Genomic DNA, 26008 nt, shown 5'->3' with positions numbered 1-26008 from the left:
AAATAACAAAAGACGGGTCACGGTACATACACCGGCCCGATCACAGATAGAACCCTGACTTTGATCTGTCAACGGAACGAACCACTAAGATGCATATGGAATGCACGCATTCTTATCATTACGTATAGATCTGGCGGTTTTTGGTCCTTGAGATAGGCGTAAAAACACATTATGATGAAACCTTAAGTTTTTAAAACCGGGCAAGTAGCCCGAACATATCGCCCGACACAGCAAATTTTGCGCTTGATCGTGCGGTATTGTGCCTCAGGAGGAGGATGCAATGGCGGACATATCCGCGTTTGGCCCGCTGCGTGGCGGATCAATTCCCACGACAGATGCCCGGTTAACCCTGGGCCACGGCACCGATTCTGACACGGGATCGCGCCTTGGTCGCCCTGCGTCACAGGCGGTTGACCGGTTATCGCTCTCGCCCCAGGCCATCAGTGCGACACAAAGCAGCGATAAGCCCGCTGCAACCACCGCCAATCCGCTGGTTTCCGCCGACGGGCTGGGCAAGGATGCGCTTTCATCGTCGCTCGACCTGATCAAAGACAGTGTAACGGAAATGTTTGCCCTGTCTGGCATGAGCGACAGTGACGCCGCCGCCGCCACACAGGCCCTGTTTGATGACATCAAGGACATGGCATCGGGCACGGATAATTTTGATTTTTCTTTCAAGCAGGCCGTCGCCAGCCATTCGCGCAGCGATATCGCCTATAGCAACGGCAATGCATCGGCCACCGGCTTTGCCGAGTCTGCCATGTTTGCCGCCCAGTCGCTTGATATCAGCATAGACAACACCACCGGCGACTTTTCCTTTAGCTACAACACCAGCAAACTTGAAGTTTCGCGGGTTGCGGTTTCCGCCATTGGCAACAGTGCCGGGGCCGCCATGGGCGCGCTTGGCACTGCCCTGAATGGTTTGGGAGCGGGAAGCCTTGTTAACAGCCTGGGCCAGTCGGCCGGGGCGGGCGATGGCGGGTTGCTGTTTGATATTAACGGGTCGGGCGTGGCCGATTTTATCAAAGACCTTCTCGAACGCACCACGGGTGATTCCAGTGCCGCCAATGCCACCAGCGACAAGGATGCAGCCGCGGCCTCTGGCACAGATACCGGGACCGGTACCGCAGCCACCCCGGCAGGCCCCAGTGCCGCCGATCTGGCCATAAAACACGCAAGCGACCTTCATGCACAGTTGATGAAGCAGGCCGCCGTGATTGTGCGCGATGTTCAGCAATTGATGCAACCCGACGAAAACGGCGTCGATAAACCGGTTACCAAACTGGGAATCGAATTGCTGTTACCGTTAGGACGGGCTGGGAATGATGGCAATACGCCAACCTTCCAGATGCCCGATGGCAACAAGCTGTCGATTGCGGCCAATGATGATACGAGCAGTGTAACGGCCTGAACCGCCTGTTTCTGAAACGCTGTCATCATGGAGACAGCCGATGGTTTCGCTTAATCTTAACAATTCCGCGCAAGGCCGGGCCAGCAGCCTGGTTTCATTACAGCAGACCGGCCAAACCGCAAGCGTGCTTAATATCGCGGCATCAAAAAGCCGTTCGGCGGCCAGTGCCATTTCGGTTAATGCACAATCGATGGCGGCACGTTTAACACAATCGTCAGTTAATGCCGGAAACAGCAATGCCGCAACCACAGGCAACACCGCCACATCAACCCGTTCGGTCGGGGAGGCGGTGTCGTCGCAAATGTCGAAAATGCTGCATCTTACGACGGGCGGCGGTGAGGCGATTAACGATGCCTCGCGCCGGATGAACCGCGACGCCTTGATCGTGCTGGCGATGCTGGGCATTCCCCCGGCCAAGGCCCGCGAAATGGCCGATCAGCTTACCGGGGCGGCCAATGCCGACGGTATTGGCAAAGCTATTGGCACAGGCGGCAATTTTGCAGCGTCGATGGCACAATCGGGGCAGGCAGCAAGCGGGTTTTCACTGGTGGCGAGCAACGTGGAGCTGCAATTTAGCCAAACCAATTTACAAGCCAGCAGCACCAGCAATGGCAGCAGCACCCGGATATCGATCAATGATTTACAGGTGCGCGTCAGCCAGATCCGCATGGAAGTGAGCAATGTCACCCAGCAAGACCCGCTGATACTGGATCTGGATGGCAACGGCATCGATATTACCGCCCTGCGCGATGGCGCAATATTTGATCTGGACGGCGATGGTACCGCCAGTCAGGCCGCCTGGGTAACCGGCAATGATGCGTTGCTGGCACTTGATAAAAACAACAACGGCAAAATCGATGATGGCCGCGAACTTTTTGGCGACCAGAACGGTGCCGCCGACGGCTTTGCCGAACTGGCCACCTATGACGACAACAGCGACGGCAAAATCGATGCGCAGGACAAGGTTTTTTCATCGCTGATTTTGCTGCATGCCGATGGCTCGCAGTCCAGCCTGCAAGACGAAGGCATCGCCAGCATTCGCCTGTCGGCCATAACCCCGTTATCGCAACGCCTTGTTGGTGGCACACTGGCCGCCGAAGGGCAGTTTGTGCGCGATGATGGCGGTGTGGGAAAAGTTGGCGAAGTATTGCTCGACACCGAAGCATAAGCCCGTCGCCCCCACCCCAAACCAGCACATTCCGGTCTGCTATCTGGCGGAACACCGCTTGAATATCGGGCCGGGACGACCTTCGTTGTCATGGCATAGCGGGTCGGACCAGGCGGCAACAATGGCCGGTTCTGTTATATGGCCGGTTCTGTTATTCAGGCACCCACCCCATTCTGGCAGGAACCCCTGCCGCCATGCGCCTCCGACACGGTGTCTCTTGCATCGTTTGGCCGCCATGGGATCCCCTGCCTTGCCTGCCCGAAAATGCCGCGACTGCCCTTTTTGGCACGTCATTGGCACGGCGCGTCCCTTAAATTGCCGTATTACGGGGTTATCGGGTGGGCAGAAATCAGTTCATTATCACTTTTGCGCCAGCCAACCGGGAAAAAACCGTGACATTGGCGGGCTGCCTCTTGTGCCGTGATAAAGGATATGATTTACCCGTAAGATAACAGGAACAGGGTCAACCGGCCCTTAATAAATAAATCTGGAGACAACATGCTGCGTAAAACCCTTCTCGCTGCTTCGCTGGCCACGGTCCTTTTTGCATCCCCGGCCATGGCGCAGGATTCTGCCCCGGCCGAAGACAAGGTTCTGGCGACCGTTAACGGCGAAAAAATTATGGAATCCGAAGTGCGCGCCACGCAGCAGGGTCTTCCGGCACAGTATCGCCAGTATCCGTTCGAAGCGTTAAAGCCGATGTTGCTGGACCGCGAAATCAGCCAGCGCCTGATGACCATGGCGGGCGAAAAAGCCGGCCTTGGCGACGATGCCGAAGTTAAAGACCGCGTTGCTGCGATGAAACGCCGCATTGTTGCCGAAACCTACCTTGACCGCGAAATTGCCAAGGTTGTGACCGATGAAGCGGTTAAAGAACGCTATGACGCGTTCATTAAAACCAACGAACCGGAAATGCAGGTTCATGCCCGTCACATCTTGCTGAAAACCGAAGAAGACGCCAAAGCCGTGATCAAGGAACTTGATGACGGTGCGGATTTTGCCGCCCTGGCCAAAGAAAAATCAACCGGCCCGTCCGGCCCGACCGGTGGTGATCTCGGCTTTTTCAGCCACGACCAGATGGTCCCCGAATTTGCCGAAGCCGCGTTCAACATGGAGCCGGGCAGCTACAGCAAGGAACCGGTTAAAACCCAGTTTGGCTGGCACGTGATCAAGGTTGAAGAAACCAAAAAAGGCGAACAGCCGACATTTGAAGAAAAACATACCGAGCTGGCCGCGGAAATGACCCAGGAAACCTACAAAAAGCTGGTTGCCGATTTGCGCGAAAAAGCAGATGTCGACAACACCCTGGAAACCCCGGACACCAAAAAAAGCAACTAAGCACCCGGTACCGCCAAGTGGCGTTTTATCGGGCTTGATTGCCAAATGACCAGACGGGGTTGGCCAAACGGCCTGCCCCGTTTTTTATGACGATGCCCGGCATCGCCATACCATATTTTACCTTCCCGGTTTCGCCCGGCCAGACAAGGGACATTAAACACATGGCTGCACATACCGTTTCGCCGCTTGCCCCGGCTGCTTTTCCCCAATTGCCAGAAATTGGCGGCGTGACGCTGCATACTGCAACCCTTGGCATTCGCTATAAGGGGCGGCCGGATGTGTTACTGGCCGAACTGGCCACCGGCACCAGTGTTGCCGCTGTTTTCACCACATCAACCACCGCATCGGCTGCTGTGCGCTGGGGCCGCGAAGCCCTGCGCGGCGGAACGGGACGGGCGTTTCTGGTTAATGCCGGCAATTCCATTGCCTTTACCGGCAAGGCGGGCGAACAGTTTGTCGCCGACGAAGTAACCGCCACCTGCAAGCTTTTGTCGTGCGAAAAAAACGAGGTTTTCACCGCATCGACCGGCGTAATTGGCGAACCGGCCACTGCAAACCGCATTACCGATGCCCTGCCCGCCATGATGGAAGACAAGGCATCCTGGATGGATGCCGCCCGCGCGATCATGACCACCGATACCTTTGCCAAGGGTGCCACCGCCACCGCCGACATTGGCGGGACACCGGTGAAACTTGCCGGGATCGCCAAGGGGTCGGGCATGATCGAACCCAACATGGCAACCATGCTGGCATTTGTTTTTACCGATGCCAAAATTCCCCATGCCACCTTGCAGGCCATGCTGGCCGACTGTAATGGCCGCAGCTTTAACGCCATCACGGTTGATAGCGATACATCCACATCCGATACCTTGCTGTGTGCCGCCACGGGTGCCGCCGGGAATGCCGAATTTGACGATGCCAACGGGGCTGATCTGGCCGGGTTTAAAACCGCCCTTGAAACCGTTCTGGTTGATCTTGCCCATCAGATCGTGCGCGATGGCGAAGGGGCCAGCAAGTTTATCACCATCAATGTCACCAGCGCGCTAAATGACGCCGAAGCCAAAACAGCGGCCAAGGCGATTGCCAATTCCCCGCTGGTTAAAACCGCAATTGCCGGCGAAGATGCCAACTGGGGCCGGATTGTGATGGCGGTCGGTAAATGCGGTGTGATGGCCGACCCGAACAAATTAACGGTGTCGATCGGCGGCATTCCGTTGGCGCACAAGGGCGAACGGGTTGCCGATTTTGATGAAGCCCCGGTCACCGCCCATATCAAGGGCCAGTATATCGACATTGATGTTGATCTGGGTTTTGGCAATGGCAGCGCCACCGTCTGGACCTGCGATTTAACGCATGGATATATTTCCATCAACGCCGATTACCGCAGCTAAGCCGCCCGGCATTTTTAAAAAGCAGCGGCGACGAACCCGCCGCATAATCCCGGCATCAAACGACAAAGGCGCTCACATACCCTGTGTCGCCTTTTTCTTGCCCGTGACGGCCCGTTGCGCAAATGTTGCGGCCACACACAGCGCGCCGGGTCAACGGCCAGCACCCCATGCCCTGTTACATTGGTTTGGGGCCAATCGGGGTCAGGGCCGCATGCAGGTTGCAGCCTTCAAAATCGGCCCCCTCGATATCGCAATTTTTAAAGCTGGCCCCCGATACATTGGCCCCGCGAAACTGCACATTGCCCAACCGGGTTTCCACAAAGCGAACATTGCGCACATCACACTGCAACAGGCTGGCATTGCTTAAATCGGCTTTCCAGCTTTCGCCGGTGGCCTTTCCGCTGGCATCGCGCTGGGCGACAACATCAAACTGCGCGCCAAGCAACACCGCCCGGTCCAGTTTGGCCCCGGTCATGCGCACGCCCGCGCAATGGGCGCCCGTCAGTTTCGCCCCCTCCATATTGGCATTGCGAAACGATGTCAGCATCAGCACGGCATCCATAAATTTGGTATCGCGTAAATTGCACTCATCAAAGCACGCCCCGGTCAGGTCGCTGCCCGAAAAATCAACCCCCGACAGGTCCTCGCCCGCGACGTTCAGGGGGTTTCCGTTTTGGCCGTTGCTGCTGATCCAGTCGGCATGCTGGTCGATCCGTTCCTGAATGGAATCAGGCAGTTTGGGGCCGCGTTTAACCCCGATGGCACCATTGGTGTTACAGCGGGTTAAATCGACCTCGGACAAATCAACATTGCGCAAGTTAACCCCGCTCAAGTCAGCCCCGGTCAGATCAACAAATTTTAACCGGGCCCCCTTCAGATTGGCGTTTTTCAGCTTGGCCCCGTTCATCTTGCAGCCGCTCAGATCGGCCCCTTCAAGATTAACGGCAAACATGTTGGCTTCGCTCATATCGACATTGTGCAATTTGGTCGCGGTCATATTGGCATTGGCAAGGTTGGTGCCCCACATCCGCGCCCCGGACAAATCGGCACCGCTCAGGTCGCTGCGCCGGTTAATCTGTTTTTCCTGCCCCGATTCCAGAATGATAATGGAGCCTGCCCGCAGGTCGGCCTCGGTAAAATCGGTATCACATAACCGGCTGCGCGCCATATTAACCCCGCGCATATCGGCGCGGTTAAAAAACGATCCTTCCAGATCGGCCTCGACAAAGTTACACGCAAACAGATCGGCAAAATCAAACCGCACATCATGCAGGATGGCCTGAATAAAATTGGTCCCCGGAATAACGGCATTGGCAAAGCTTAACCGTCGCGCCTTTAACCGCGACAAATTGGCGTTGCGCAATTGCAACCGTTTTCCGCCGGGCTTGCGCGCGATAAATGCCTGATGAAGGCGAATGGCTTCGTAAAGTTCTTCGCGTGCGCTCACCTTTTCCTTCCCCCCGCAACATAAGAAACCGGTTTTTGTTTTTATACGCCATTGCTTGGCCCGGTCTGCGTTCCAACATCCTTTTTTCCCGCAAAGCGGTTTTTTTTGCATGGTGGAGATTAAACAATAGAACAGGTTTTTTACAATTTTAAACCACCCCCTAAGGATAGGTTCCGATTGAAAAAAGCCTAATGATCATGGAAACAGGAGGTTGGCCAAAAAATATCCTCATTTAGGGATGGATCATGCCGTTGATTTAAACCGATAAGATCAACCATGGCGTATTAGCGCCCTCGAAAACACACGACAAACGCGAATCCCGGCTTATAACAGGGAAAAAGCATTTAACGGCGCGTTACCTTTTTTTCGGGGCGACCACACCCCAGATATGACAGGCAGCGCGTTGTTCTGTTTCGCAGGAATTTTTGATGAACCAGGTCCTATTCGTCGATGACGAAGAAAACATTTTAAACGGATTACGGCGCAGGTTGCATGCAAAGCGGCCCGGCTGGAAAACCCATTTTGCCCTCAGCGGCAAAATGGCGCTGGAGATGTGCGCCCAAAACAGCATCGATGTTGTGGTCAGTGATATGCGTATGCCGGGCATGGATGGCTCGACCTTGCTCGAAAAAATCCGTATTAGCCATCCCGAGGCCACCCGCATCATCCTGTCAGGATTTGCCGAGGACGAAGCCATCCTGCGCACGGTTGGCCCGGCGCACCAGTATCTGGCCAAACCCTGCGACGAGGGATTGCTGATTGAAACCATCGAACATGCGCTGGAATTAAAAGGCATGTTGCAGCGCCCCGGCTTGCGCGCCCTGATATCAGGGATAGATGCCCTTGCCTCGCCACCCGACACCTATATGCGACTGGTCAAAACCCTTGAAGACCCGATGGCCGGGAATGACCGCATCACATCGATTGTTTCGGCTGATATTGCCTTAACGGCAGAAGTCCTGAAACTGACCAATTCCGCCTATTTTGCCATTACGCAAAAAATAAGCTCGGTCTCGCATGCCGTGCGTATGATCGGCATGGATACCCTGAAATCGCTGGCCCTGTTTGTCGGTCTTTTTCAAGGTTTCAAGGGGCCGGGGCACATCACCCGGCGCCTGAACCTTTTGTGCCATCGCAGCCAGCAAATCGGGGTGACCGCCGCCCTGATCGCCGAGGCCGAAGGATTGGGCAAACAAATGTCGATGATGGTGCCTTCGGCAGGCATGCTCAGCCATATTGGCAGTCTGGTGCTGTTGATGAACCGCACACAGGAAATGGAACAGGTAATGGCACATGTCGAACGCGACAATGTGTCGATCATTACCGCCGAAGAAGAAGTCTTTGGCGCAGCCCATCCCGAAATCGGGGCTTATCTTTTGGGGTTATGGGGGTTTCCCGGCCCCGTGGTGCAGGCCGTGGCCTTTCATCATCGCCCGGCCGATGTGCCAGAACGCACCATGACCCCGCTTTCGGCCCTGTATTTTGCCCAGATGCTGTGTCGCGATATTAACAATCCGACGCAGGCGTCGCAATATCCCGACCAGATCGACATGGCCTATCTTGAGGCCATCGGCAAAACCGGCAGGCTTGAAACCTGGCGCGAAATCGCCACCAAGGTAAATAATCAATACAAGACCCTGACCAGATAATCAGAAAAGGAGGGTGCCATGGAAACGAACAAGATTCTTTTTGTCGACGACGACCAAAACTTGCTGCGCGGCGTACAGCGCAACATGCGTGGCAAGTTCGATTTGTCAGTCGCCGTGGGCGGTGAACAGGCCCTGAAGGTGTTAGCCGAGGAAGGCCCCTTTGCTGTGTGCATCGCCGACATGCGCATGCCCGGCATGAGCGGCGTACAATTGCTTGAAACCATCGCCAAAAAATATCCCGAAACTGTTGGCATGATGTTGACCGGCAATGCCGATCAGGCCACGGCAATTGATGCCATTAACCGTGGCAGTATTTTCCGGTTTTTCAACAAACCCTGCGATGATGAAATGCTGGAATCCGGCATTCGTGCCGCCCTGCGCCAGCATCAGTTGATCACTTCTGAACGCAACCTGATCGAGCAATCGCTGGCAGGCAGCATCAAAGTTCTGACCGATGTTCTGGCCCAGTTGAACCCGACCATTTTTGGCCGGGCCATGCGGGTTAAAACATGGTGCGACCAGGTCGCCGCCGACATCGAATATCCCCAGCCCTGGGAATTGGGGCTGGCTGCATTACTGTGCCCGATCGGAATGGTATCGCTACCGCCAGATCTTCTTAGCCGTCTGTCCAGCGACAAACCGTTGCAACCGCTTGAACGCGACATTGTCAAACGCACCCCCGAGGTTGCGGCCAAACTGGTTGCCAATATTCCGCGTCTGGAGCCTGTCGCCAACATTATCCGCATGCAGAACCGTAATTTCGATGGCACCGGATTTCCTGAAAAAGGGCCGCATGGCACCGATATTCCGCTTGGCGCGCGGGTATTGCGCATTTTAAACCAGTTGGCCGAACGCGTGCGCGGGGAGCTTCCCTTGCCGCAGGATTTTGACGAATTGCTGTATCATAAAGATCGTTATGATCCCGATTTGCTGGCGCGCCTGCGCACAAGCCTTGCTGTAATTGATACGGTTTATGACGAAAGCATTTATCCCGACGGGCAGGAAATAACCGTCAACATCAAAGAAATACGGGTTAATGACTTTCTTTTAACCGACATCGAAACCACCGAAAACCGTGTTTTGCTCACCCACGGCAATTTCATTTCCGAGGTTCAGTTGCAACGCCTGCGCACCTTCGAGCGGCTGCACAAATTTCGCGAACCCATTGAAATTCGCCGGGGTGGCAAATCGACCAAACGCGGCACCGATGTGGCCAAACCCACCCCGGAAAACGCAAGCGACGCACCGGCAGATGATGTTAAAAAAACCACACGGCCCGCAACGCCTGCGGCCACCACGTAAACCAAAGGTCTGAAACATGAGTGCTTCGACGGTGCAGACCAACAGTGCCTTTGTAACGCCACCCGACCAAAAAGACATTCTGACGCCCGCCGACAAAGCGGATTTTGATCTGATTGCGGCGGTGCGCGAGCTTGGCTTGCCAACCGATCAGGCGGCGCGTGTTGAAATGCTGATCGAAGCCCAGAAAAAACGCCACCGGGAATCGGAACAGCGGTTACAAACCATTCTGGACAGCGTTGTAGAAGGCATTCTGATTGTTGATGGCGTCGGGCGCATTCAGGATTGCAACAAATCGGCGTGCGACCTGTTGCGGGCATCGCGCCAACATCTGTCGCAAACCGGTGCCGACGAAATGTTTATCGACCGCAAAAACACCGTCCGCCATCGCCTGTTAAACCGCTGTATCAATATCAGCAGCGGTGTTTTGCGCTATGATTACACCGAAACCATGGGCCAGCGCCGCGATGGCGACAGCTTCCCGATGGAGGTGATCGTCAGCCCGGCGCATTTCATGGGCGAAACCAGCTTTTTGTATATTTTCCGCGATATTACCCGACGCAAAAAAGCCGAGGAATCGCACAAAAAACTGGAAGGGGAATTGCGCGAAGCCCAGAAACTTGAGGCCATTGGCCACTTGGCTGGCGGCATTGCCCATGAAATCAACACACCCAGCCAGTATATTCGCGATAATCTGAAATTCCTTAATGACAGTTATGGATCACTATCGCGCTTGTTGGGGTCCGCCCTGCAAACCTTGTGGAAACATCGCGATAGCCTGCCCGATGGCACCTTTCACGAATTTTCCAAACAAATGCGCGATGCTGATCTGGAATTTCTGCTTGATGAAATTCCCCACGCCACCCAGCAATCGCTGGACGGGATTAACCAGGTGGCCCGCATTGTGTTGTCGATGAAGGAATTTTCCCACCCCGGCAGCAGCGAAAAAACCGCCACCGACATCAACCGCATCTTGTCCAACGTCATTGTGATTTCGCGCAACGAATGGAAACACAGTGCCCGCCTGACCGAGGAATTCGACCCGGAATTGCCGCATATTCCGTGTTTCATAAACGAAATAAACCAGGTGTTTCTCAACCTGATTGTCAATGCCGCCCAAGCTATTGAAACAGCGGGCCGCAGCCCCGAGGAAGGCCATATTCACATCAAAACCACGGCCCTTGATGACCAAATTCTGGTGAGCATCACCGACAATGGTTCCGGCATCGCCAAGGAAAGCCGATCAAAGATCTTTAATCCGTTTTTCACCACCAAGGAAGTTGGCAAAGGGACCGGTCAGGGATTGGCGATTACCCATGATATTGTGCAAATCAAACATGGCGGGCGCATCTGGTTTGAAACGCAAACCGGCAAAGGCACCACGTTTCATGTGTTGCTGCCCGGCGAAGACAGAAGCGGCACCAAAACCAAAAAATAGGCCGCTAAAGTATCCGTTTTAATAAGATCCATTTTGCCGATGCAGTCTACCGCCTGGCAAGGAGAAGTCCGCAGAGCGTAATGGGTTTACGGACAAGGATTTCGACGCGGCCAGGCGGTAGGCTGCACCGGCCCGCAGGGTTTGTTTTTGGCGGTGTTTGGCGGCGTTACACCGCTCGCCCGATGCGCCGCATCGCGCAGCGCGCTGTGCCTTGCCAAATGACACGCCAAAAACAAACAAAATGGACTATAAAACAGTCTTGATTAAAACGGATACTTTAGCGCGGGGCGAACAAAATAACCATCGCCCCGGCCACGCACATTGCCGCCCCGACCATATCCCAACGGTCCGGGCGTATGCCCTCTATCACCCATAACCACACCAGGGACGCGGCAATATAAACCCCGCCATAGGCGGCAAACGCCCGCCCGGCAAAGGCGGCATCAACCCGGGTCAGCACGCTGGCAAAAATCACCAGCGCAATAATTCCCGGGGCAATCCACCACAGCGGTTTGCCCGCGCGCAGCCCCATCCAGAAGGCAAAACACCCGGCAATTTCGGCGATGGCCGCGATACCATAAAACAACAATGACATGTTGGTGCCCCTTGTCTTTTTAGCAGCACACTTTTACCCGGCCTTAAAAGGCCGGGCGCATGTCACCGGCATATTTGCCTGCCCAGTTGGTTAAAACCGGGGTCAGGCTGTCTTTTAAAATTTCGGCACGGGCATCGTCAATCACGCCATGGCGGCGCAACAAGGCCCCCATTGCCACCTCGGCACCGCGCTGTGCGCCATCGTCAATTTTCAGGGCCACGCCCAACCCTTGTTGCGGAAATGCTGCGCAATAAACGCCTTCGGCCCCAACCTTGACCAGGGCATCGGTGCCACACACTTCCATCACCTTGGTGCAAAAACGCCCGGTGCCCGCCACCATAAACGGATCGGCGGCACAGCCCTTGCGAATGCGGGCAATTGCTTGCGCGCGCGCCGGGGCCAGCCCGCTGGTATCTGCCATGCGGGCCATGGCCAGGCCCAAATCGCGCAAGCGCATGCCAATAACGGGGATACCGCAACCATCGATACCGCGCGGCGCGGATGACAAATCACAATCGCCCATTTCTTCCAAAATACGGATCAAACGTTGCTGCACCGGGTGGGCTTCGTTGATATAGCCTGTCGGGTCTTCCCCCAGATGCACTGCCGTTGTCAAAAAGCCCGAATGTTTGCCCGAACAGTTGTTATGCGCCTTGGTCAATTGCACATGGTCCACCGCCTGTTCAATCGCCGATGCCAGGCGCAACGAATAATGCGGCGCGCATTCCAGCGTATCAACCGATAAACCCAGTTTTTCCAGCCACGCCGCCACGGTATGCGCATGGCGTTCCTCGCCATTATGCGACGAACAGGCCAGCGCAATATGCTGGTCTTCCAGTTCAAACGCGTCTGCCGCACCGCTTTCAACCATTGGAATTGCCAGCAAGGGCTTGATGGCGGAGCGCGGATACATCAGCGCATCAATATCGCCACCTTGTTCGATCACCGTGCCATCGGCCTTCATCACCACATAGCGCCCGCGATGAAAACTTTCGACCATGGTGCCACGGGTGGCTTCAACAAGGATCGGGTTGGCGATATCGGTCATGACGGGCTCCGCTGATGGGGGGACGGGTTATATCTGGCACAGAATACTGCCCTCTCCTATGCCTGAAATAACCGGTAAAAGGCAAGAACCGTTCACGGATGCCCCGCAGCATTAATGCGGCGGCGATTTGCCCTTCCAACACCTTACAGGGGAATCGGTCCCGTTCCCCCATCCTTCCGGCATCCCGATAACAGGGTGTATTGCGATCAGCCCTTTCACCAATATCGGGAGTATCAAGTTATGAAACGACCCCTGTTCGTCCTTTGCGGCATTATCATGCTGCAAAGCGTCGCGTCGCCCGCCATCGCCGAGGATAAATGGCTTAGTCCCCAGGATGCGATATCCCAGCTATGGTCGGGCCGGTCCCCTGTCGGGCAGGGAAAAGAATGGCCGGTTGATCAATGTAATCAGTGGGGTGCTTTACCCGCCAACATTCAGGCGGCGTCAACCAACACCCTGTCGGGGCTGGTTATTCCCACTGTTGATGTTAACCGCGCAGTGCTGACCAATGGCCTGCAACAAATGGCCAAATCCCTGCTGGCTTATGATCTGGGCGAGATCGCCGCCGGACATTTTTATCCCCCTGCCGATATTGACGGCCCCTTTGCCCTTAACCCTGCCTATTGGCAAAATGCGGCACGGTCCCCGCACGGCAATGCGCTGGATCATTTGCCTGTCCTTGATATTTCAGGGTTTGACAACGAAATTCATATGACCGAGGTGCTAAAAACCCAAAATCGCGCCGAAGTTATGGATACGCTAAATACAACCGGCGGCATGACCAACAGCCAGCGCTGGAACTATTACGCCGCACGGTTTTCCAAGGTGGGGCAAGACGACATTCCGCTAACCGGTTATGTCGAATTTACCCAGATGGAAGATCAGTGGGACGATCAATACGCCTTTGCTGCCGCTGACGGGCGCATCGTTTATGATTACGTCAATAACCTGATCTATTTTACGCCCGCCCATTACAAACAATGGAAACAGGCCGATTTTACCCCAGACCCGACCCCGGCATATGGCTGCACGCCTGATGGCACCTGTTGCGATCCCTTTTTCAACATTGCGCAACAACAACAAGCCACACAGTAATATGCACTCTGGCAGGGAAGCAGGTTAAATGCCCTTCCTTGCCAGTACCCGCCGCGCGTTGACCCCAACGATTAACGACCAGCGCCTTGGGCCTCGTCTATAGGCGTGCGGGCAGGCCCGGCACCACAGGAATAGCGGTTTCGTTTTTATATTCTTTCAGCACCAGACTGGACTGCACATCGCGCACATTGGGCATCGACAGCAGTTTATGGGTGATGAAATCGCCAAAACTTTCAATGTCATGGGCCAGCGCCATTAATAAAAAATCCTGCCGCCCGGTCATTGCCCAGCAAGACAATATTTCAGGCAGGTCATTCATCGCCCGACCAAAATCCTCGGCCCCGGCTTCGGTGTGGCGTTGCAAACGCACCTGCACGGTTGCCAACACCCCCAACCCGGCCTTTTTACGATCCAGCAAAGCCACGGTTTTGCGGATCATGCCCGATGCTTCAAGCTGCTTGACCCGGCGTAGGCACGGCGATGGCGACATGCCAACAATTTCCGCCAGCGCAACATTGCTGATACTGGCATCCTTTTGCAGGGCATTCAGAATTTTTACATCTGCTGGCGACACGTCAATCCCGGTCATTTTTTACCTCCTGATCGATATTAACGGTCATATAATGCCATATATGACGCCTTAACGCACCTACATCGCCCGGAAATGACGGTATTTTTGATGTAAAATAGAGGCTTCACAGATACCAAAACCGGCCAAAAGAATGCCGGGCACATATCCGTCAGTGAGGACGTCATGAATACGTTTCAGGCCCCAAACCCATCACCAACAACAGCATTCACCGACCCGCAATCGCGTCGGGTTGCCCAACCTGATCGCCAGGATACGCCACAAGCCCCGGCGCCCAATTTGCGCGGCGATTACGGCCACACCCGTGATGATTACACCGTCGATCAGGATTGGGAAAAATACAGCCCCGCCGAACATGCCCTGTGGCGCGAGCTGTATCAGCGCCAAAGTGCGATCCTGCCCGGCTTGGCGGCAGAGGATTTTATTGCCAATCTGGCGCGCATGGATGCCGCAGGCGGCATTCCGCAATTTGATAAAATCAGCGAACAGCTTTTTGCCGCCACTGGCTGGCGGCTGGTGGCCGTGCCCGGCCTTGTACCCGATGATGCGTTTTTTAACCATCTGGCCAATCGGCGTTTTCCCGTCACGGTATGGCTGCGCAAACCCGAGGAAATTGATTATCTGGTTGAACCCGATATTTTCCACGATTTTTTCGGCCATGTGCCGATGCTGTTTGACCCGGTCTTTGCCGATTATCTGGCGGCCTATGGTGCCAAGGGCGAGGAAGCCATCAAACACGGATCGTTAAAGCAGCTCGCGCGGCTGTACTGGTACATGGTGGAATTTGGTCTGATCAAAACTACAGACGGTTTACGGGCCTATGGCGCAGGAATGTTATCGTCAAAAAGCGAGACTTTATATTGCCTTAGCGACCCACGGCCAAATCGGATAGGATTTGCACTGGAACGCGTGATGCGAACAGACTACAAGATCGACGATTTTCAAAAAACCTACTTCGTCCTTGAAAGCTATCAACAGCTGTTCGAGGCGACGTTACAGGATTTTGAAAATCTCTATGCGCGTCTTGCCAGCCTGCCCGTTATACCTTCAACAGGCGTTCTGGAATCAGACCGCGTGTATCACTTCGGTAACGAAGGATACGCCTTCGATGGCGCTGGTTAACACCGGGTGCCGGGACAAGGGAGCTTGCCCGCCGGTTGCGATGCGACCGGCGGGTTTTATTTTGCCGCCAGCCCCCGTCGCCGCACGGCGCGGCAATCGCGGTTTAATGCGGATGAGTGGCAAATATCGATGAATTAATGGCTAAGAACGTTTTCCAGAACACGGTTTAATTGCGCGATAACAACCATCGGGCTGGAATCCTTGCTGATAAAATCAGCCGCCCCAAGGGCTTCGGCCTGGGCGCGTGTATCGGCGTCGTAATGGGCGGAGAAAAACAGAACCGGGACATCGTTTGAACTGGGAAACCGGCGACGAATTTCACAAAAAGCTTCAAAGCCGCTCATGCCGGGCATTTCCAGATCCAGAATAATGGCGCGCGGTGCCATGCCATCTAGTGAATCGATCAAATCATCGGCGCAATCAAACCCTGCAACAGCATAACCCGCACGCCGCAGAACCGTTTCAAGGGCGGCTTTGGCACTGGGGCTGTCGTCGGCAAAGGCCACCAAACCAGACAGGCTGGGATAAAGTGGCGCGGCGCTTAGCGCGTTCATGAATGGCTTCTCTCCGAATTTCAGGACAGCCCGAACATAGAGGCTGAAAATGTCGAATTGGTTAAATGTCGAAATTTTGCCGCATTTAAACGGCTTCCTCCCGCAATGATGCGACAAACGCCAGAAATGCGCGGGTTTTTGCCGGTGGATGATGGCGCGACGGATGATAGGCATAGGCGGGAAATGTTTCTTCGTCCCACTCGGGGAACAATTCGGTTAACGCATTGTCGGCCATGAAATGGCGGCTGCCAATTTCCATCACCTGGGCAATGCCATAGCCCGCAATGCAGGTGCTATAAAGCGTTCCGGCATCATTGAGCAGCAACCGCCCGCCGGTAGGCACCGTCAGGATTTCGCCATCGCGGTGAAATTCCCAGTCAAAGGCACGGCCGGTTGCCGAATCGCGAAATTCGATACACACATGGCCGTCTGTTGCCAGTTGCGACGGGTGAACGGGCGTGCCGTATCGCGCCAGATAGGACGGGGCGGCCACGGTTAAAATTCGCGTATCAAACAGTTTGCGCGCAATCAGGGCCGATGGCTGAAGTTCACCGAAACGCACCGCCAGATCAATCCCGTCGCCAACCAGATCACCCAAACTGTCGCGCGTGATCAGCTCCAGATGCAAATCCGGATGGGCATCGAGAAACTCGCCCAGACGCGGGCCCAAAATCAACCGGGAAAAATACGGGTCAATATTCACCCGCAACCGGCCCCGCACCTTGTGCGCTGCCCCCGATACCGATGCCGCCGCGTCCTCCAGCCCGGCCAGAAGCGGCATCACCTGTTCATAAAACAAACGGCCTTCATCGGTTAGCGTTACCGAACGGGTGGTTCGATCCAAAAGGCGAATGCCCAACCGGCTTTCAAGCCGCGCCACGGCCCGGCTAATGCCCGATTGCGACATATTCAACATGTCGCCCGCGCGCACAAATGACCCGGTATCGACAATCGCCGATAACACGCCAATGCCGTTTAACATGCGTTCATCAAAAGCCATTTAATGCCATTTCGTCATTTATAAAATGATACTCATGCTATCGCGAAATGTACCGAAGGGCGACATATTCCCGCACCCCACCCGATTTTATGTGCAGGAGACAAAAATGTACGCCATTACCGGAATTACAGGGCAGGTCGGCAGCAACCTTGCCCGCCAGCTTTTATCGCAAGGCCACAAGGTGCGCGCCGTTGTTCGCGATGCGGTCAAAGGCCAGACCTGGGCCGATTTGGGCTGTGAAATGGCCCTGGCCGACATGAATGACACCCCCGCCCTGACCCGCGCCCTTGGCGGTGCCAAGGGGGTATTTATATTGTTACCGCCCAATTTTGATCCCTCGCCCGATTTTCGCGAAAGCAAGGCGATCATCGCCAGTCTGTGCCAGGCATTGGCGGACAGCAAACCTGAACGGATCATTTGCCTGTCGACCATCGGCGCGCAGGCCAGCCAGCCCAATTTGCTGGCCCAACTGGGCTTGATGGAACAGGCACTAAGCAAACTGGACCTTGATGTCACATTTTTGCGCGCCGCATGGTTTATGGAAAACGCGCTGTGGGATATTGCCCCGGCCCGCGATACCGGCGTGATCCCGTCGTTTTTGCAACCGCTGGACAAACCCGTGCCGATGGTTGCCACCCGCGACATTGCAGCCCTTGCCGCCGCCCTTTTGACCCAGCCCGAAACACCGGCCAAAATTGTCGAGCTGGAGGGTCCGGCCCGCATCACCCCCAACCAGATTGCAGCGGACTTCGCGCGTAGCTTGGGCAAGCCGGTACGTGCCAAAATCGTCCCGCGTGATCAATGGGAACAGATTTTTCGCGCGCAGGGCATGACCAACCCGACACCGCGCGCACAAATGCTTGACGGTTTTAACCAAGGCTGGATCGAATTTGAAAACGCTGAAAACACCCGTATCAAAGGCAACACCCGCTTTGCCGATATTTTGCCTGACCTGATTCTGCGCGTAGGCATGTAACAGCCCACCGCAATTAAAAACACGTTCCGACGGTCCGGGTGCCGTCCCGGTTTAAGGCGACATTGCCCGCCGCAGCGTCATAAATTGGCACAGCACCCGCCGTTCCGGATTGCCCTGTTATTCGCCATACCACCAAAGTCTGACAGTGCAGCACAGAAAAACTGCCGTTGCACCGCCGTTAAACACATGCGCCATTGCCATTACCAATTGAATTTGCACTGTTTTTCGCCAATCATCATCGTCGTCGGCTTTTGACATACGGATAAATAGGTATTTCCATGCCTATTTACTGAATTGAGCGGGGGTGCTATAAACAGGGCCGTCCCCGCAAGGGGGCATGGAACATTTTCCGGGAATTCGGTGCGGCACCTGCCAAATCCGAAACTGCCCCCGCAACTGTTGGTTCCGTAACGTCAAGGTTGCCAATATGACCTGCGACATTGGGGACAAGTCAGATTACCGGGATTGTTTCGCTCTCTGATTGTGGCCGGGCGGGGTGTACCGGGCGACGGGGACCAATGGTGCCACGCCTGTGCGCGGTGCTTCGTATCGACCGCGACCGGGAGCAACCATGACCGATCAGAGCTTGAAACTGGCATCTGAATTTCCGCCTGCCGATTATGCAGCATGGCGCAAACTGGCCGAAGCCGCCTTAAACGGCGCGCCGTTTGACAAAAAACTGGTCACACATCTGCGCGACGGTTTTGATGTTCAGCCCATTTATACAGCCGACGATCTTGATGGGGACATTGCCCAAATTCACCCGTCCCTGATCGCCACCTACAGCCAGCTTGCTGCCGATGCTGGCCCGGATGGAAACACTAATACGACTGTTGCCGCCACCGGCTGGGACATTCGCCAGCTTCATGCCCACCCCGCCCCCAAAACCGTCAATGATGCCATTCTCGAAGACCTGGAAAGCGGTGTTACCTCGGTTTTGTTGCGCCTTGACCATGCCGCACGATTTGGCCACGGGCCAGATGGCCCGCATGGTAATGATGCCGGGCTGGGCGGCGTCATGATTTATAATCTCGATGACCTCAACCATACGCTAAACGGCGTTTATACCAATCTGGCACCGATCGCACTGGATGCCGGGGCCGCGACCATTCCCTGTGCGGCCTTACTCGCCGCCCGCATGGCCCGCGAAGACGACGTTTCCGATGCAACACCGGCCTTTAATCTTGATCCGCTGGGCACTTATGTGGCCGAGGGTTTTTGCCCGACCGACCTGGCAACGGCCCTAAAACAGGCAGGCGGCTTTGCCAGAACCATCAGCACAAAATTCCCCCATGGCACGGCGATCACGGTTAACAGCACGCCATGGTATAATGCCGGGGCGACCGACAGCATGGAACTTGCCATTTCGCTGGCAACCGGCCTTGCCTATTTCCGCGCCATGGTCGATGCCGGGATGGATGGCGCAAAGGCCGCCACCAGCATCACCTTTACCACCGCCATTGGCACCGATTTTTTTGCCGGTATTGCCAAATTACGTGCCCTGCGCCTGATGTGGCGGCGCATTTTGCAGGCATCAGGCATTGAAGGTTGTGTCATTACCATCAATGCCATATCGGCCGCGCAAATCATTAGCAAGGTGGACCCATGGGTAAATATGCTGCGCACCACCGTTACCAGTTTTGCCGCCGGGCTGGGTGGGGCGGACAGTGTTGTTTGCCTGCCCTATGACCACGCCATTGGCCTGCCCGATGGTTTTTCACGCCGCATTGCCCGCAACACGCAACTGATTTTGCAAGAAGAAAGCAACGTTCACCGCGTCATCGACCCGGCGGGCGGGGCATGGTTTATTGAAAACCTGACCCGCGATCTGGCACAACATGCGTGGCAAAAATTTCAGGCGATTGAGGGCGACGGTGGCATTATTGCGGCCATTGAAAACGGCACATTGGCCGACGAAATTGCCACGTCATGGACTAACCGCGCCAGCCGCCTTGCCACCCGGCGCGATCCGCTGACCGGGGTTTCCGAGTTTCCCAATCTTGTAGAGGCCGCCGTCACCTGCAACCAGCCCGATATTGCGGCCTTGCGCGCCGCCGTACAAAACCGCCCTGGCACACCAGACACCACCATCGGCACCGATTTTGACGATCTGATTACCGCAGCGGCAAAGGGTGCAAGCATCAAACAATTATTTAATGCCCTTTATGGCGACGGTGCATCGGCAACGCGCATGGCCCCATTGCCGATGCACCGTTTGTCCGAGGCGTTTGAAGCCAACCGTCGCCGGGCATCGGCACATCAGCACGAAACAGGTCAGCCACCGAAAATTTTCCTGTGCAACATAGGCAAGGTTGCCGACCATACGGCACGCGCCATGTTTGCCCGTAATTTTTTTGGTGCAGGTGGTATTGATGCCATTGGCAATAACGGTTTTAGCAGCGGCCACGACGCGGCCAATGCCTTTCGCCAAAGCGGGGCAAAAATTGCCATTATTTGCGGATCAGATACGCAATATGCCGAACATGCCGCTGAAATGGCAAAATCGCTAAACGCGGCGGGGGCAAGCAAGATATTCCTTGCCGGGCACCCGGGCGATAACCGGGCGGCGTTTGAAGCTGCCGGTATCAATGATTTTATTTTTGTCGGATCGGATGTGGTTGCCATAACCACCGCCGTCCTTGACCATCTGGGAGTGAAATAACCATGACCCGGATCCCTGATTTTTCCGATCTGCCATTGTTTGATGCAACACCCGCTGCCGACAAGGCCCCGTCATCAAGCGTGCCCTGGACCACCCCCGAAGGCATTGATGTCAAACCGGTTTACGGGGTGAGTGATATTGCCGGGCTGGACCATTTGCACACCATGCCCGGTATGCCGCCATTTTTGCGCGGCCCCTACCCCACCATGTATGTGCAACGGCCCTGGACCGTGCGCCAATATGCCGGTTTTTCCACTGCCGAGGAATCAAACGCCTTTTACCGCCGCAACCTTGCCGCCGGGCAAAAGGGCCTGTCGATTGCCTTCGACCTTGCCACCCATCGCGGCTATGACAGCGACCATCCCCGGGTGGCAGGCGATGTCGGCATGGCCGGTGTGGCGATTGACAGCATCTATGACATGCGCACCCTGTTTGATGGCATTCCGCTGGATCAAATGTCGGTTTCCATGACCATGAACGGGGCAGTTCTGCCGGTGATGGCGCTTTATATCGCCGCCGCCGAGGAACAAGGGGTTAAACACGCCCAGCTTTCCGGCACCATCCAGAACGACATCCTTAAAGAATTTATGGTGCGCAACACCTATATTTACCCGCCCAAACCGTCGATGCGGATCATTTCCGATATTTTTGCCTTTACCTCGCAAAATATGCCGAAATTCAATTCAATTTCCATTTCCGGCTATCACATGCAGGAAGCCGGGGCGACCGCCGACCTTGAACTGGCCTATACCCTGGCCGACGGGGTGGAATATGCCCGTGCAGGGATGGAAGCCGGGCTGGATATTGATAAATTCGCCCCGCGCCTGTCGTTTTTCTGGGCCACGGGCATGAATTTCTTTATGGAAATTGCCAAAATGCGCGCCGCGCGCATGATCTGGGCCAAGCTGATCAAACAGTTTGACCCGCAAAGCAACAAATCGCTGTCGCTGCGCACGCATAGCCAGACATCGGGCTGGTCGCTGACCGCGCAGGATGTGTTTAACAACGTGATCCGCACCTGTGTGGAGGCCATGGCATCAACACAGGGCCATACCCAGTCGCTCCATACCAATGCACTGGACGAAGCCCTGGCCCTGCCGACCGATTTTTCTGCCCGCATTGCGCGGAATACCCAACTGTTTTTGCAGCAGGAAAGCGGCACCACCAACGTGATCGACCCATGGGGCGGCAGTTATTATGTCGAACGCCTGACCCGCGATCTGGCCGAAAAAGCCTGGGCCCATATTGCCGAGGTCGAAGAACAGGGCGGCATGGCCAAGGCGATTGAAGCCGGCATTCCCAAAATGCGGATCGAAGAAGCAGCCGCCCGCACCCAGGCCCGGATTGACAGTGGCCGCCAGACATTGGTGGGGGTGAACAAATACCGCGTCACCGATGACCGCCCGGTGGATGTGTTGCAGGTGGATAATGCCGAGGTTCGCCGCCAGCAAATCGCCAAGCTGGACCGTTTGCGCGCCGAACGCGATGACCAAACGGTTGAAGCCGCCCTTAATACGCTTACCAATGCCGCCAGTGCCAAATCGGGGAATTTGCTTGAGCTTGCTGTGCAGGCGGCGCGGGCCAAATGCACAGTTGGCGAAATTTCCGATGCGCTGGAAAAGGTTTATGGCCGCCATCAGGCCGTTATCCGTTCCATCGCCGGGGTGTATAAAACCGAAGTCGGGGCCGATAACGCTGCGCTTGAAAAAGTGGGCCGCCTGGTCGATGCCTTTGCCGAGGCCGAGGGCCGCCGCCCGCGCATCCTGATTGCCAAAATGGGCCAGGACGGGCACGATCGCGGCCAAAAGGTGATTGCCACCGCCTTTGCCGATTTGGGTTTTGATGTGGATATTGGCCCACTGTTTCAAACCCCCGAAGAAGCCGCCCGCCAGGCCGCCGAAAACGATGTGCATATTGTGGGGGCCAGTTCACTTGCCGCCGGGCATTTAACGCTGGTGCCGCAACTGCGCACGGAACTGGATAAACTGGGTCGCGACGACATTATGATTGTGGCAGGCGGGGTTATTCCGCCGCAGGATTTTGACAAACTGTTTGCCGCCGGGGCCGAAGCCATTTTCCCACCGGGCACCGTCATTGCCGAAGCCGCCAGCGAATTGCTGGAAAAACTGCTGGAAGGCGAAACATCAAACGCGGCGTAAAAACCGGTGATGGTTAAGGTAAACAAAATCCGCCTGTACCGATCTTGCCCGCATGGCAATACTGACGGTATGATTGCATCGTCTGAAACCTGACGGCACGACAAAGGATATCTGGTGAAGGAAACCCTGCGCACCATACCGGGCAAAAACGCCACCACCAATCCCCGCCCGCGGGTGCAACGTCGAGTGCTGGAAACAGCCGAAATTGTTGACGGTGTTCTGGCAGGCAACCGCACCATTTTATCGCGTGCCATCACACTGGTTGAAAGCCGCAAACCCGACCATTTTATTCAGGCGCAACAGGTGCTGGAACAGTTAATGCCCCATACCGGCGGGTCGCACCGCATTGGCATTACCGGGGTGCCCGGCGTTGGAAAATCGACTTTTATCGAGGTTTTCGGCACCAAACTGACCAAATCGGGGCACAAAGTAGCGGTTTTGGCGGTCGACCCGACCAGTACGCGCTCTGGCGGGTCTATTCTGGGCGATAAAACCCGGATGAACGACCTGTCGATTGACCCCAATGCCTATATTAGGCCATCACCAAGCAGCGGGTATTTGGGCGGCGTTAACCGCATGACGCGGGAAACCATTTTGCTGTGCGAAGCCGCCGGGTTTGATGTGGTGCTGGTGGAAACCGTGGGTGCCGGGCAAAGCGAAACCATGGTCGCGCAAATGACCGATTTTTTTCTAGTCCTGATGCTGCCCGGGGCGGGTGATGAATTGCAGGGCATTAAAAAGGGTGTTTTGGAAATTGCCGATCTGATTGCGGTTAACAAATGCGACGCCGACCCGGCCAAAGCCCGCGAAGCCAAACGCGCCTATTCGTCGGCATTGCGCATTTTACAACCCACCAGCCGCCATTGGCGTCCGCAATCGATGATGGTGTCATCGCTAACCCGCGACGGGCTGGATGAGGCGTGGGATTTGATCAAACAGCACCGCCAGATTATGGAAAGCGAAGGTGAATTTGCCGCCAAACGCGCACGCCAGCAACATGACTGGATGTGGACCATGCTGCGCGACCGATTGCTGGAAACCTTTACCCGGCGAGATGATGTACGGGCTGCCCTGCCCGGTCTGGAACAAAACGTGCTTTCGGGCACCATCAACCCGACACAGGCGGTCGAGGAACTTTTGGCGATGATGGCGCAAAAGCAAGCCAAAAAACAAAAGGGCCGCGACACCGCAGCCCTTTAAACGCCAAATAATCCCGACTTATTTCTTTTCGTCAGCTGCCAGTTTGTCTTTAAGGATTTGCAGCTTTGCGACCGCTTCGGAAATCTCGCGATCCACATGGGAATAGCTTTCACGCTTGTCACGCGGCATGGCTTCAAGCTCGTCCAATGCCTTTTGCACAATATACAGCATCGTTGGGATCCTCCAAATCGTCGTTTATGATGTATTTAATAATCAAACCAATTGTCTGCGCACCTTAATGACAGCGGGGCGCAGGTGCCTTTCTATCCTTTCGGGGCTACCAGATAAATAAGGTTTTGCAATGAAAATAACCAGCCTTGATCACCTGGTTTTGACCGTTAAAAGCATTGAAAGCAGCGTTGAATTCTATCAGACCGCTTTATGCATGGCGCGCAAAGACTTTGGCAAGGGCCGCGTGGCCTTTCATTTCGGCGCTCAAAAGCGCAATCTCCACCCTTCAAACGCCATTCCTGATGATAACGTTCGACACCCCCTGTCCGGTTCCGCCGATTCGTGTTTTTAACCCAAACTCCGCTTGACGCCGGAATTGAACATCTGCACAAGCACGGACAGAAAATTATTGAAGGCCCGATTGAGCGAACAGGTGCCACTAGCCCCCTTCGATCGGTTTATATTTACGATCCGGATGAAAACCTGATCGAAATCAGCAATCCGTTATAAGGACACCCAAAACGATGACGCAATTGGTGCTGGCACCAATGGAAGGGCTTGTGGACTGGCGCGTTCGGCAATTGCTAAGTGCTGTTGGCGGCTTTGACCACTGCGTTACCGAATTTATCCGGGTGTCACAAACCCTGTTCCCGGCCCATGTCTTTTATCGTTATTGCCCGGAACTGCATCAGGGCTGCAAAACCGCCAGCGGCCTGCCGGTTCTGGTTCAGCTTATGGGGCATGACCCGGAACTGCTGGGTGAAAATGCCGCCTTTGCGGTAGAACTGGGGGCGCCGGGCATTGATATCAATTTTGGCTGCCCGTCGAAAACCGTGAACAAGCGCGAAGCCGGGGCATCGTTGCTAAAATGCCCGGAAAACCTTTATCACATCGTCAAGGCGGTGCGTGCCGCCGTGCCAGACCATATTCCGGTTAGCGCCAAAATCCGTCTGGGCTATGCTGATAAGGAATTGTTTCTGGAAAATGCCCGTGCGGTTGAAGAGGGCGGGGCACAGCATTTAACCGTTCATGCACGGACCAAAATGGAAGGCTATAAGCCGCCCGCACATTGGGAATATCTGGCCCGCATCCGCGAGGCCATTTCCATACCCATGACGGCGAATGGCGAAATCTGGACGGTTGAGGATTATAGACGTTGCCGCGATATTTCCGGCTGCACATCTTTCATGCTGGGGCGCGGTGCCATTGCCTGCCCCGACCTTGCTGCGCGCATCAAGGCGTTTGAAGCCGGGCAAGAGCCGGTCAAACAAAGCTGGTCCGATGTGTTGGGGCTTTTGCTAACCTATATCGACCTTCTGGCACAGGATGGCACCACCGAAAACCATCAGGCCGGGCGGATCAAACAATGGGTTGCCCTGATGCGCAAGGGCCATGCCCCGGCAGCACAATGTTTTGACGATATCAAACGCATTCGCGCAGTTTCCGAATTGCAGGAAAAATTGCAACAAGATCGCGATAACCCCGCATACCAACGCACAGAAGACCCCATTGCCGCTGAATAAAACGGCCCTAACGAATATCGCAGTGACGCGGGTTGATCCGGCACACGGCTGATCGCGCACGCAGCGCGACCTGCAAGACAAGCTCCCAACATGCGATGGCAATAAGCGGCCCGCCATTCCGGCGGCGATGCAGCTCCATTCCCTGCCCAGCCACCACATCACGCGCACCCGCG

The 26008-nt window shown here is 55.4% G+C and carries 22 protein-coding genes and 1 riboswitch; of the genes, 15 read left to right on the top strand and 7 right to left on the bottom strand.

Translation table 11 applies throughout. The annotated features are described in order from the left end of the window. Positions 1-280: 280 nt before the first annotated feature. The 4 genes from TMES_RS03120 (at position 281) to argJ (ending at position 5308) form a co-directional block, all read left to right on the top strand. Positions 281-1411 (top strand): hypothetical protein, encoded by a 1131-nt coding sequence (locus TMES_RS03120; protein ID WP_085579287.1) that lies wholly within the window; start codon positions 281-283, stop codon positions 1409-1411. Between the two features lie 40 nt (positions 1412-1451). After that, on the top strand, positions 1452-2579 hold the full coding sequence (locus TMES_RS03115) for a hypothetical protein (RefSeq protein ID WP_085579285.1): 1128 nt from the start codon (positions 1452-1454) through the stop codon (positions 2577-2579). Positions 2580-3077: 498 nt separating this feature from the next. After that, positions 3078-3917 (top strand): peptidylprolyl isomerase, encoded by an 840-nt coding sequence (locus tag TMES_RS03105; protein WP_085579281.1) that lies wholly within the window; start codon positions 3078-3080, stop codon positions 3915-3917. Positions 3918-4078: 161 nt separating this feature from the next. Further along, complete coding sequence (gene argJ / locus TMES_RS03100; protein WP_085579279.1) at positions 4079-5308, top strand: bifunctional glutamate N-acetyltransferase/amino-acid acetyltransferase ArgJ; 1230 nt, start codon at positions 4079-4081, stop codon at positions 5306-5308. Between the two features lie 175 nt (positions 5309-5483). Here the strand turns inward: argJ and TMES_RS03095 are convergent, their stop codons facing one another. Continuing rightward, complete coding sequence (locus tag TMES_RS03095) at positions 5484-6755, bottom strand: pentapeptide repeat-containing protein (RefSeq protein ID WP_085579277.1); 1272 nt, start codon at positions 6753-6755, stop codon at positions 5484-5486. A gap of 428 nt (positions 6756-7183) precedes the next feature. Between TMES_RS03095 and TMES_RS03090 the strand changes: the two genes are divergently transcribed. Genes TMES_RS03090 through TMES_RS03080 form a run of 3 tightly spaced genes read left to right on the top strand, consistent with a single transcriptional unit; the run spans position 7184 to position 11141 of the window. After that, a complete protein-coding gene (locus TMES_RS03090) occupies positions 7184-8404 on the top strand; it encodes a response regulator (RefSeq protein ID WP_085579275.1) in 1221 nt (406 codons plus the stop codon). Positions 8405-8422: 18 nt separating this feature from the next. Then, positions 8423-9706 carry an HD domain-containing phosphohydrolase gene (locus TMES_RS03085; RefSeq protein ID WP_085579273.1) on the top strand — a complete coding sequence of 428 codons (1284 nt, stop codon included), beginning with the start codon at positions 8423-8425 and terminating at the stop codon, positions 9704-9706. Positions 9707-9722: 16 nt separating this feature from the next. Then, the gene (locus tag TMES_RS03080; RefSeq protein ID WP_085579271.1) at positions 9723-11141 is read left to right on the top strand and encodes a two-component system sensor histidine kinase NtrB; all 1419 of its coding nucleotides are present in this window, start codon (positions 9723-9725) and stop codon (positions 11139-11141) included. Between the two features lie 277 nt (positions 11142-11418). Here the strand turns inward: TMES_RS03080 and TMES_RS03075 are convergent, their stop codons facing one another. Further along, positions 11419-11736 (bottom strand): YnfA family protein, encoded by a 318-nt coding sequence (locus TMES_RS03075; RefSeq protein ID WP_085579269.1) that lies wholly within the window; start codon positions 11734-11736, stop codon positions 11419-11421. A 43-nt stretch (positions 11737-11779) separates the two neighbouring features. Further along, positions 11780-12784 (bottom strand): asparaginase, encoded by a 1005-nt coding sequence (locus TMES_RS03070; protein ID WP_085579268.1) that lies wholly within the window; start codon positions 12782-12784, stop codon positions 11780-11782. Between the two features lie 240 nt (positions 12785-13024). Between TMES_RS03070 and TMES_RS03065 the strand changes: the two genes are divergently transcribed. Beyond that, positions 13025-13879, top strand: coding sequence for a hypothetical protein (locus tag TMES_RS03065; protein WP_085579266.1), 855 nt, complete (start codon positions 13025-13027; stop codon positions 13877-13879). A 97-nt stretch (positions 13880-13976) separates the two neighbouring features. Here the strand turns inward: TMES_RS03065 and TMES_RS03060 are convergent, their stop codons facing one another. Then, entirely contained in the window at positions 13977-14468 is a 492-nt protein-coding gene (locus tag TMES_RS03060; protein ID WP_085579264.1) for an Lrp/AsnC family transcriptional regulator, read from the bottom strand. A gap of 165 nt (positions 14469-14633) precedes the next feature. On the opposite strand from TMES_RS03060, the gene phhA reads away from it, so the two are divergent. Further along, on the top strand, positions 14634-15590 hold the full coding sequence (phhA, locus tag TMES_RS03055; protein WP_085579262.1) for a phenylalanine 4-monooxygenase: 957 nt from the start codon (positions 14634-14636) through the stop codon (positions 15588-15590). Between the two features lie 134 nt (positions 15591-15724). On the opposite strand, the gene TMES_RS03050 is transcribed toward phhA, so the two are convergent. Both TMES_RS03050 and TMES_RS03045 read right to left on the bottom strand, forming a co-directional pair. Continuing rightward, positions 15725-16144, bottom strand: coding sequence for a response regulator (locus TMES_RS03050; protein WP_085579260.1), 420 nt, complete (start codon positions 16142-16144; stop codon positions 15725-15727). Positions 16145-16229: 85 nt separating this feature from the next. Then, positions 16230-17144 carry a LysR family transcriptional regulator gene (locus TMES_RS03045; RefSeq protein ID WP_085579258.1) on the bottom strand — a complete coding sequence of 305 codons (915 nt, stop codon included), beginning with the start codon at positions 17142-17144 and terminating at the stop codon, positions 16230-16232. A 106-nt stretch (positions 17145-17250) separates the two neighbouring features. On the opposite strand from TMES_RS03045, the gene TMES_RS03040 reads away from it, so the two are divergent. The 4 genes from TMES_RS03040 to meaB all read left to right on the top strand — a co-directional run bounded on the left by TMES_RS03040 (position 17251) and on the right by meaB (position 24141). Further along, the gene (locus TMES_RS03040) at positions 17251-18120 is read left to right on the top strand and encodes an NmrA family NAD(P)-binding protein (RefSeq protein WP_085579256.1); all 870 of its coding nucleotides are present in this window, start codon (positions 17251-17253) and stop codon (positions 18118-18120) included. 309 nt (positions 18121-18429) lie between these two features. Next, a riboswitch (cobalamin riboswitch) is annotated at positions 18430-18602 on the top strand. A gap of 89 nt (positions 18603-18691) precedes the next feature. Continuing rightward, positions 18692-20782, top strand: coding sequence for a methylmalonyl-CoA mutase family protein (locus TMES_RS03035; protein WP_085579254.1), 2091 nt, complete (start codon positions 18692-18694; stop codon positions 20780-20782). A 2-nt stretch (positions 20783-20784) separates the two neighbouring features. After that, the gene (gene scpA / locus TMES_RS03030) at positions 20785-22941 is read left to right on the top strand and encodes a methylmalonyl-CoA mutase (protein ID WP_085579252.1); all 2157 of its coding nucleotides are present in this window, start codon (positions 20785-20787) and stop codon (positions 22939-22941) included. Positions 22942-23055: 114 nt separating this feature from the next. Next, on the top strand, positions 23056-24141 hold the full coding sequence (gene meaB / locus TMES_RS03025; protein WP_085579250.1) for a methylmalonyl Co-A mutase-associated GTPase MeaB: 1086 nt from the start codon (positions 23056-23058) through the stop codon (positions 24139-24141). 18 nt (positions 24142-24159) lie between these two features. Here the strand turns inward: meaB and TMES_RS22740 are convergent, their stop codons facing one another. Further along, positions 24160-24312 carry a hypothetical protein gene (locus tag TMES_RS22740; RefSeq protein ID WP_158091177.1) on the bottom strand — a complete coding sequence of 51 codons (153 nt, stop codon included), beginning with the start codon at positions 24310-24312 and terminating at the stop codon, positions 24160-24162. Between the two features lie 130 nt (positions 24313-24442). Here TMES_RS22740 and TMES_RS23455 point away from each other — a divergent pair, with 130 nt between their 5' ends. Both TMES_RS23455 and TMES_RS03015 read left to right on the top strand, forming a co-directional pair. Continuing rightward, positions 24443-24664, top strand: coding sequence for a VOC family protein (locus tag TMES_RS23455; RefSeq protein ID WP_425444036.1), 222 nt, complete (start codon positions 24443-24445; stop codon positions 24662-24664). Positions 24665-24836: 172 nt separating this feature from the next. Further along, the gene (locus TMES_RS03015; protein WP_085579248.1) at positions 24837-25835 is read left to right on the top strand and encodes a tRNA dihydrouridine synthase; all 999 of its coding nucleotides are present in this window, start codon (positions 24837-24839) and stop codon (positions 25833-25835) included. Positions 25836-26008: the final 173 nt, after the last annotated feature.

The sequence above is a fragment of the Thalassospira mesophila genome, assembly GCF_002115755.1.
Classification (GTDB): domain Bacteria; phylum Pseudomonadota; class Alphaproteobacteria; order Rhodospirillales; family Thalassospiraceae; genus Thalassospira; species Thalassospira mesophila.
Note: the sequence above shows the minus strand (reverse complement) of the source record. Positions and strands in the feature narration are given on the sequence as shown.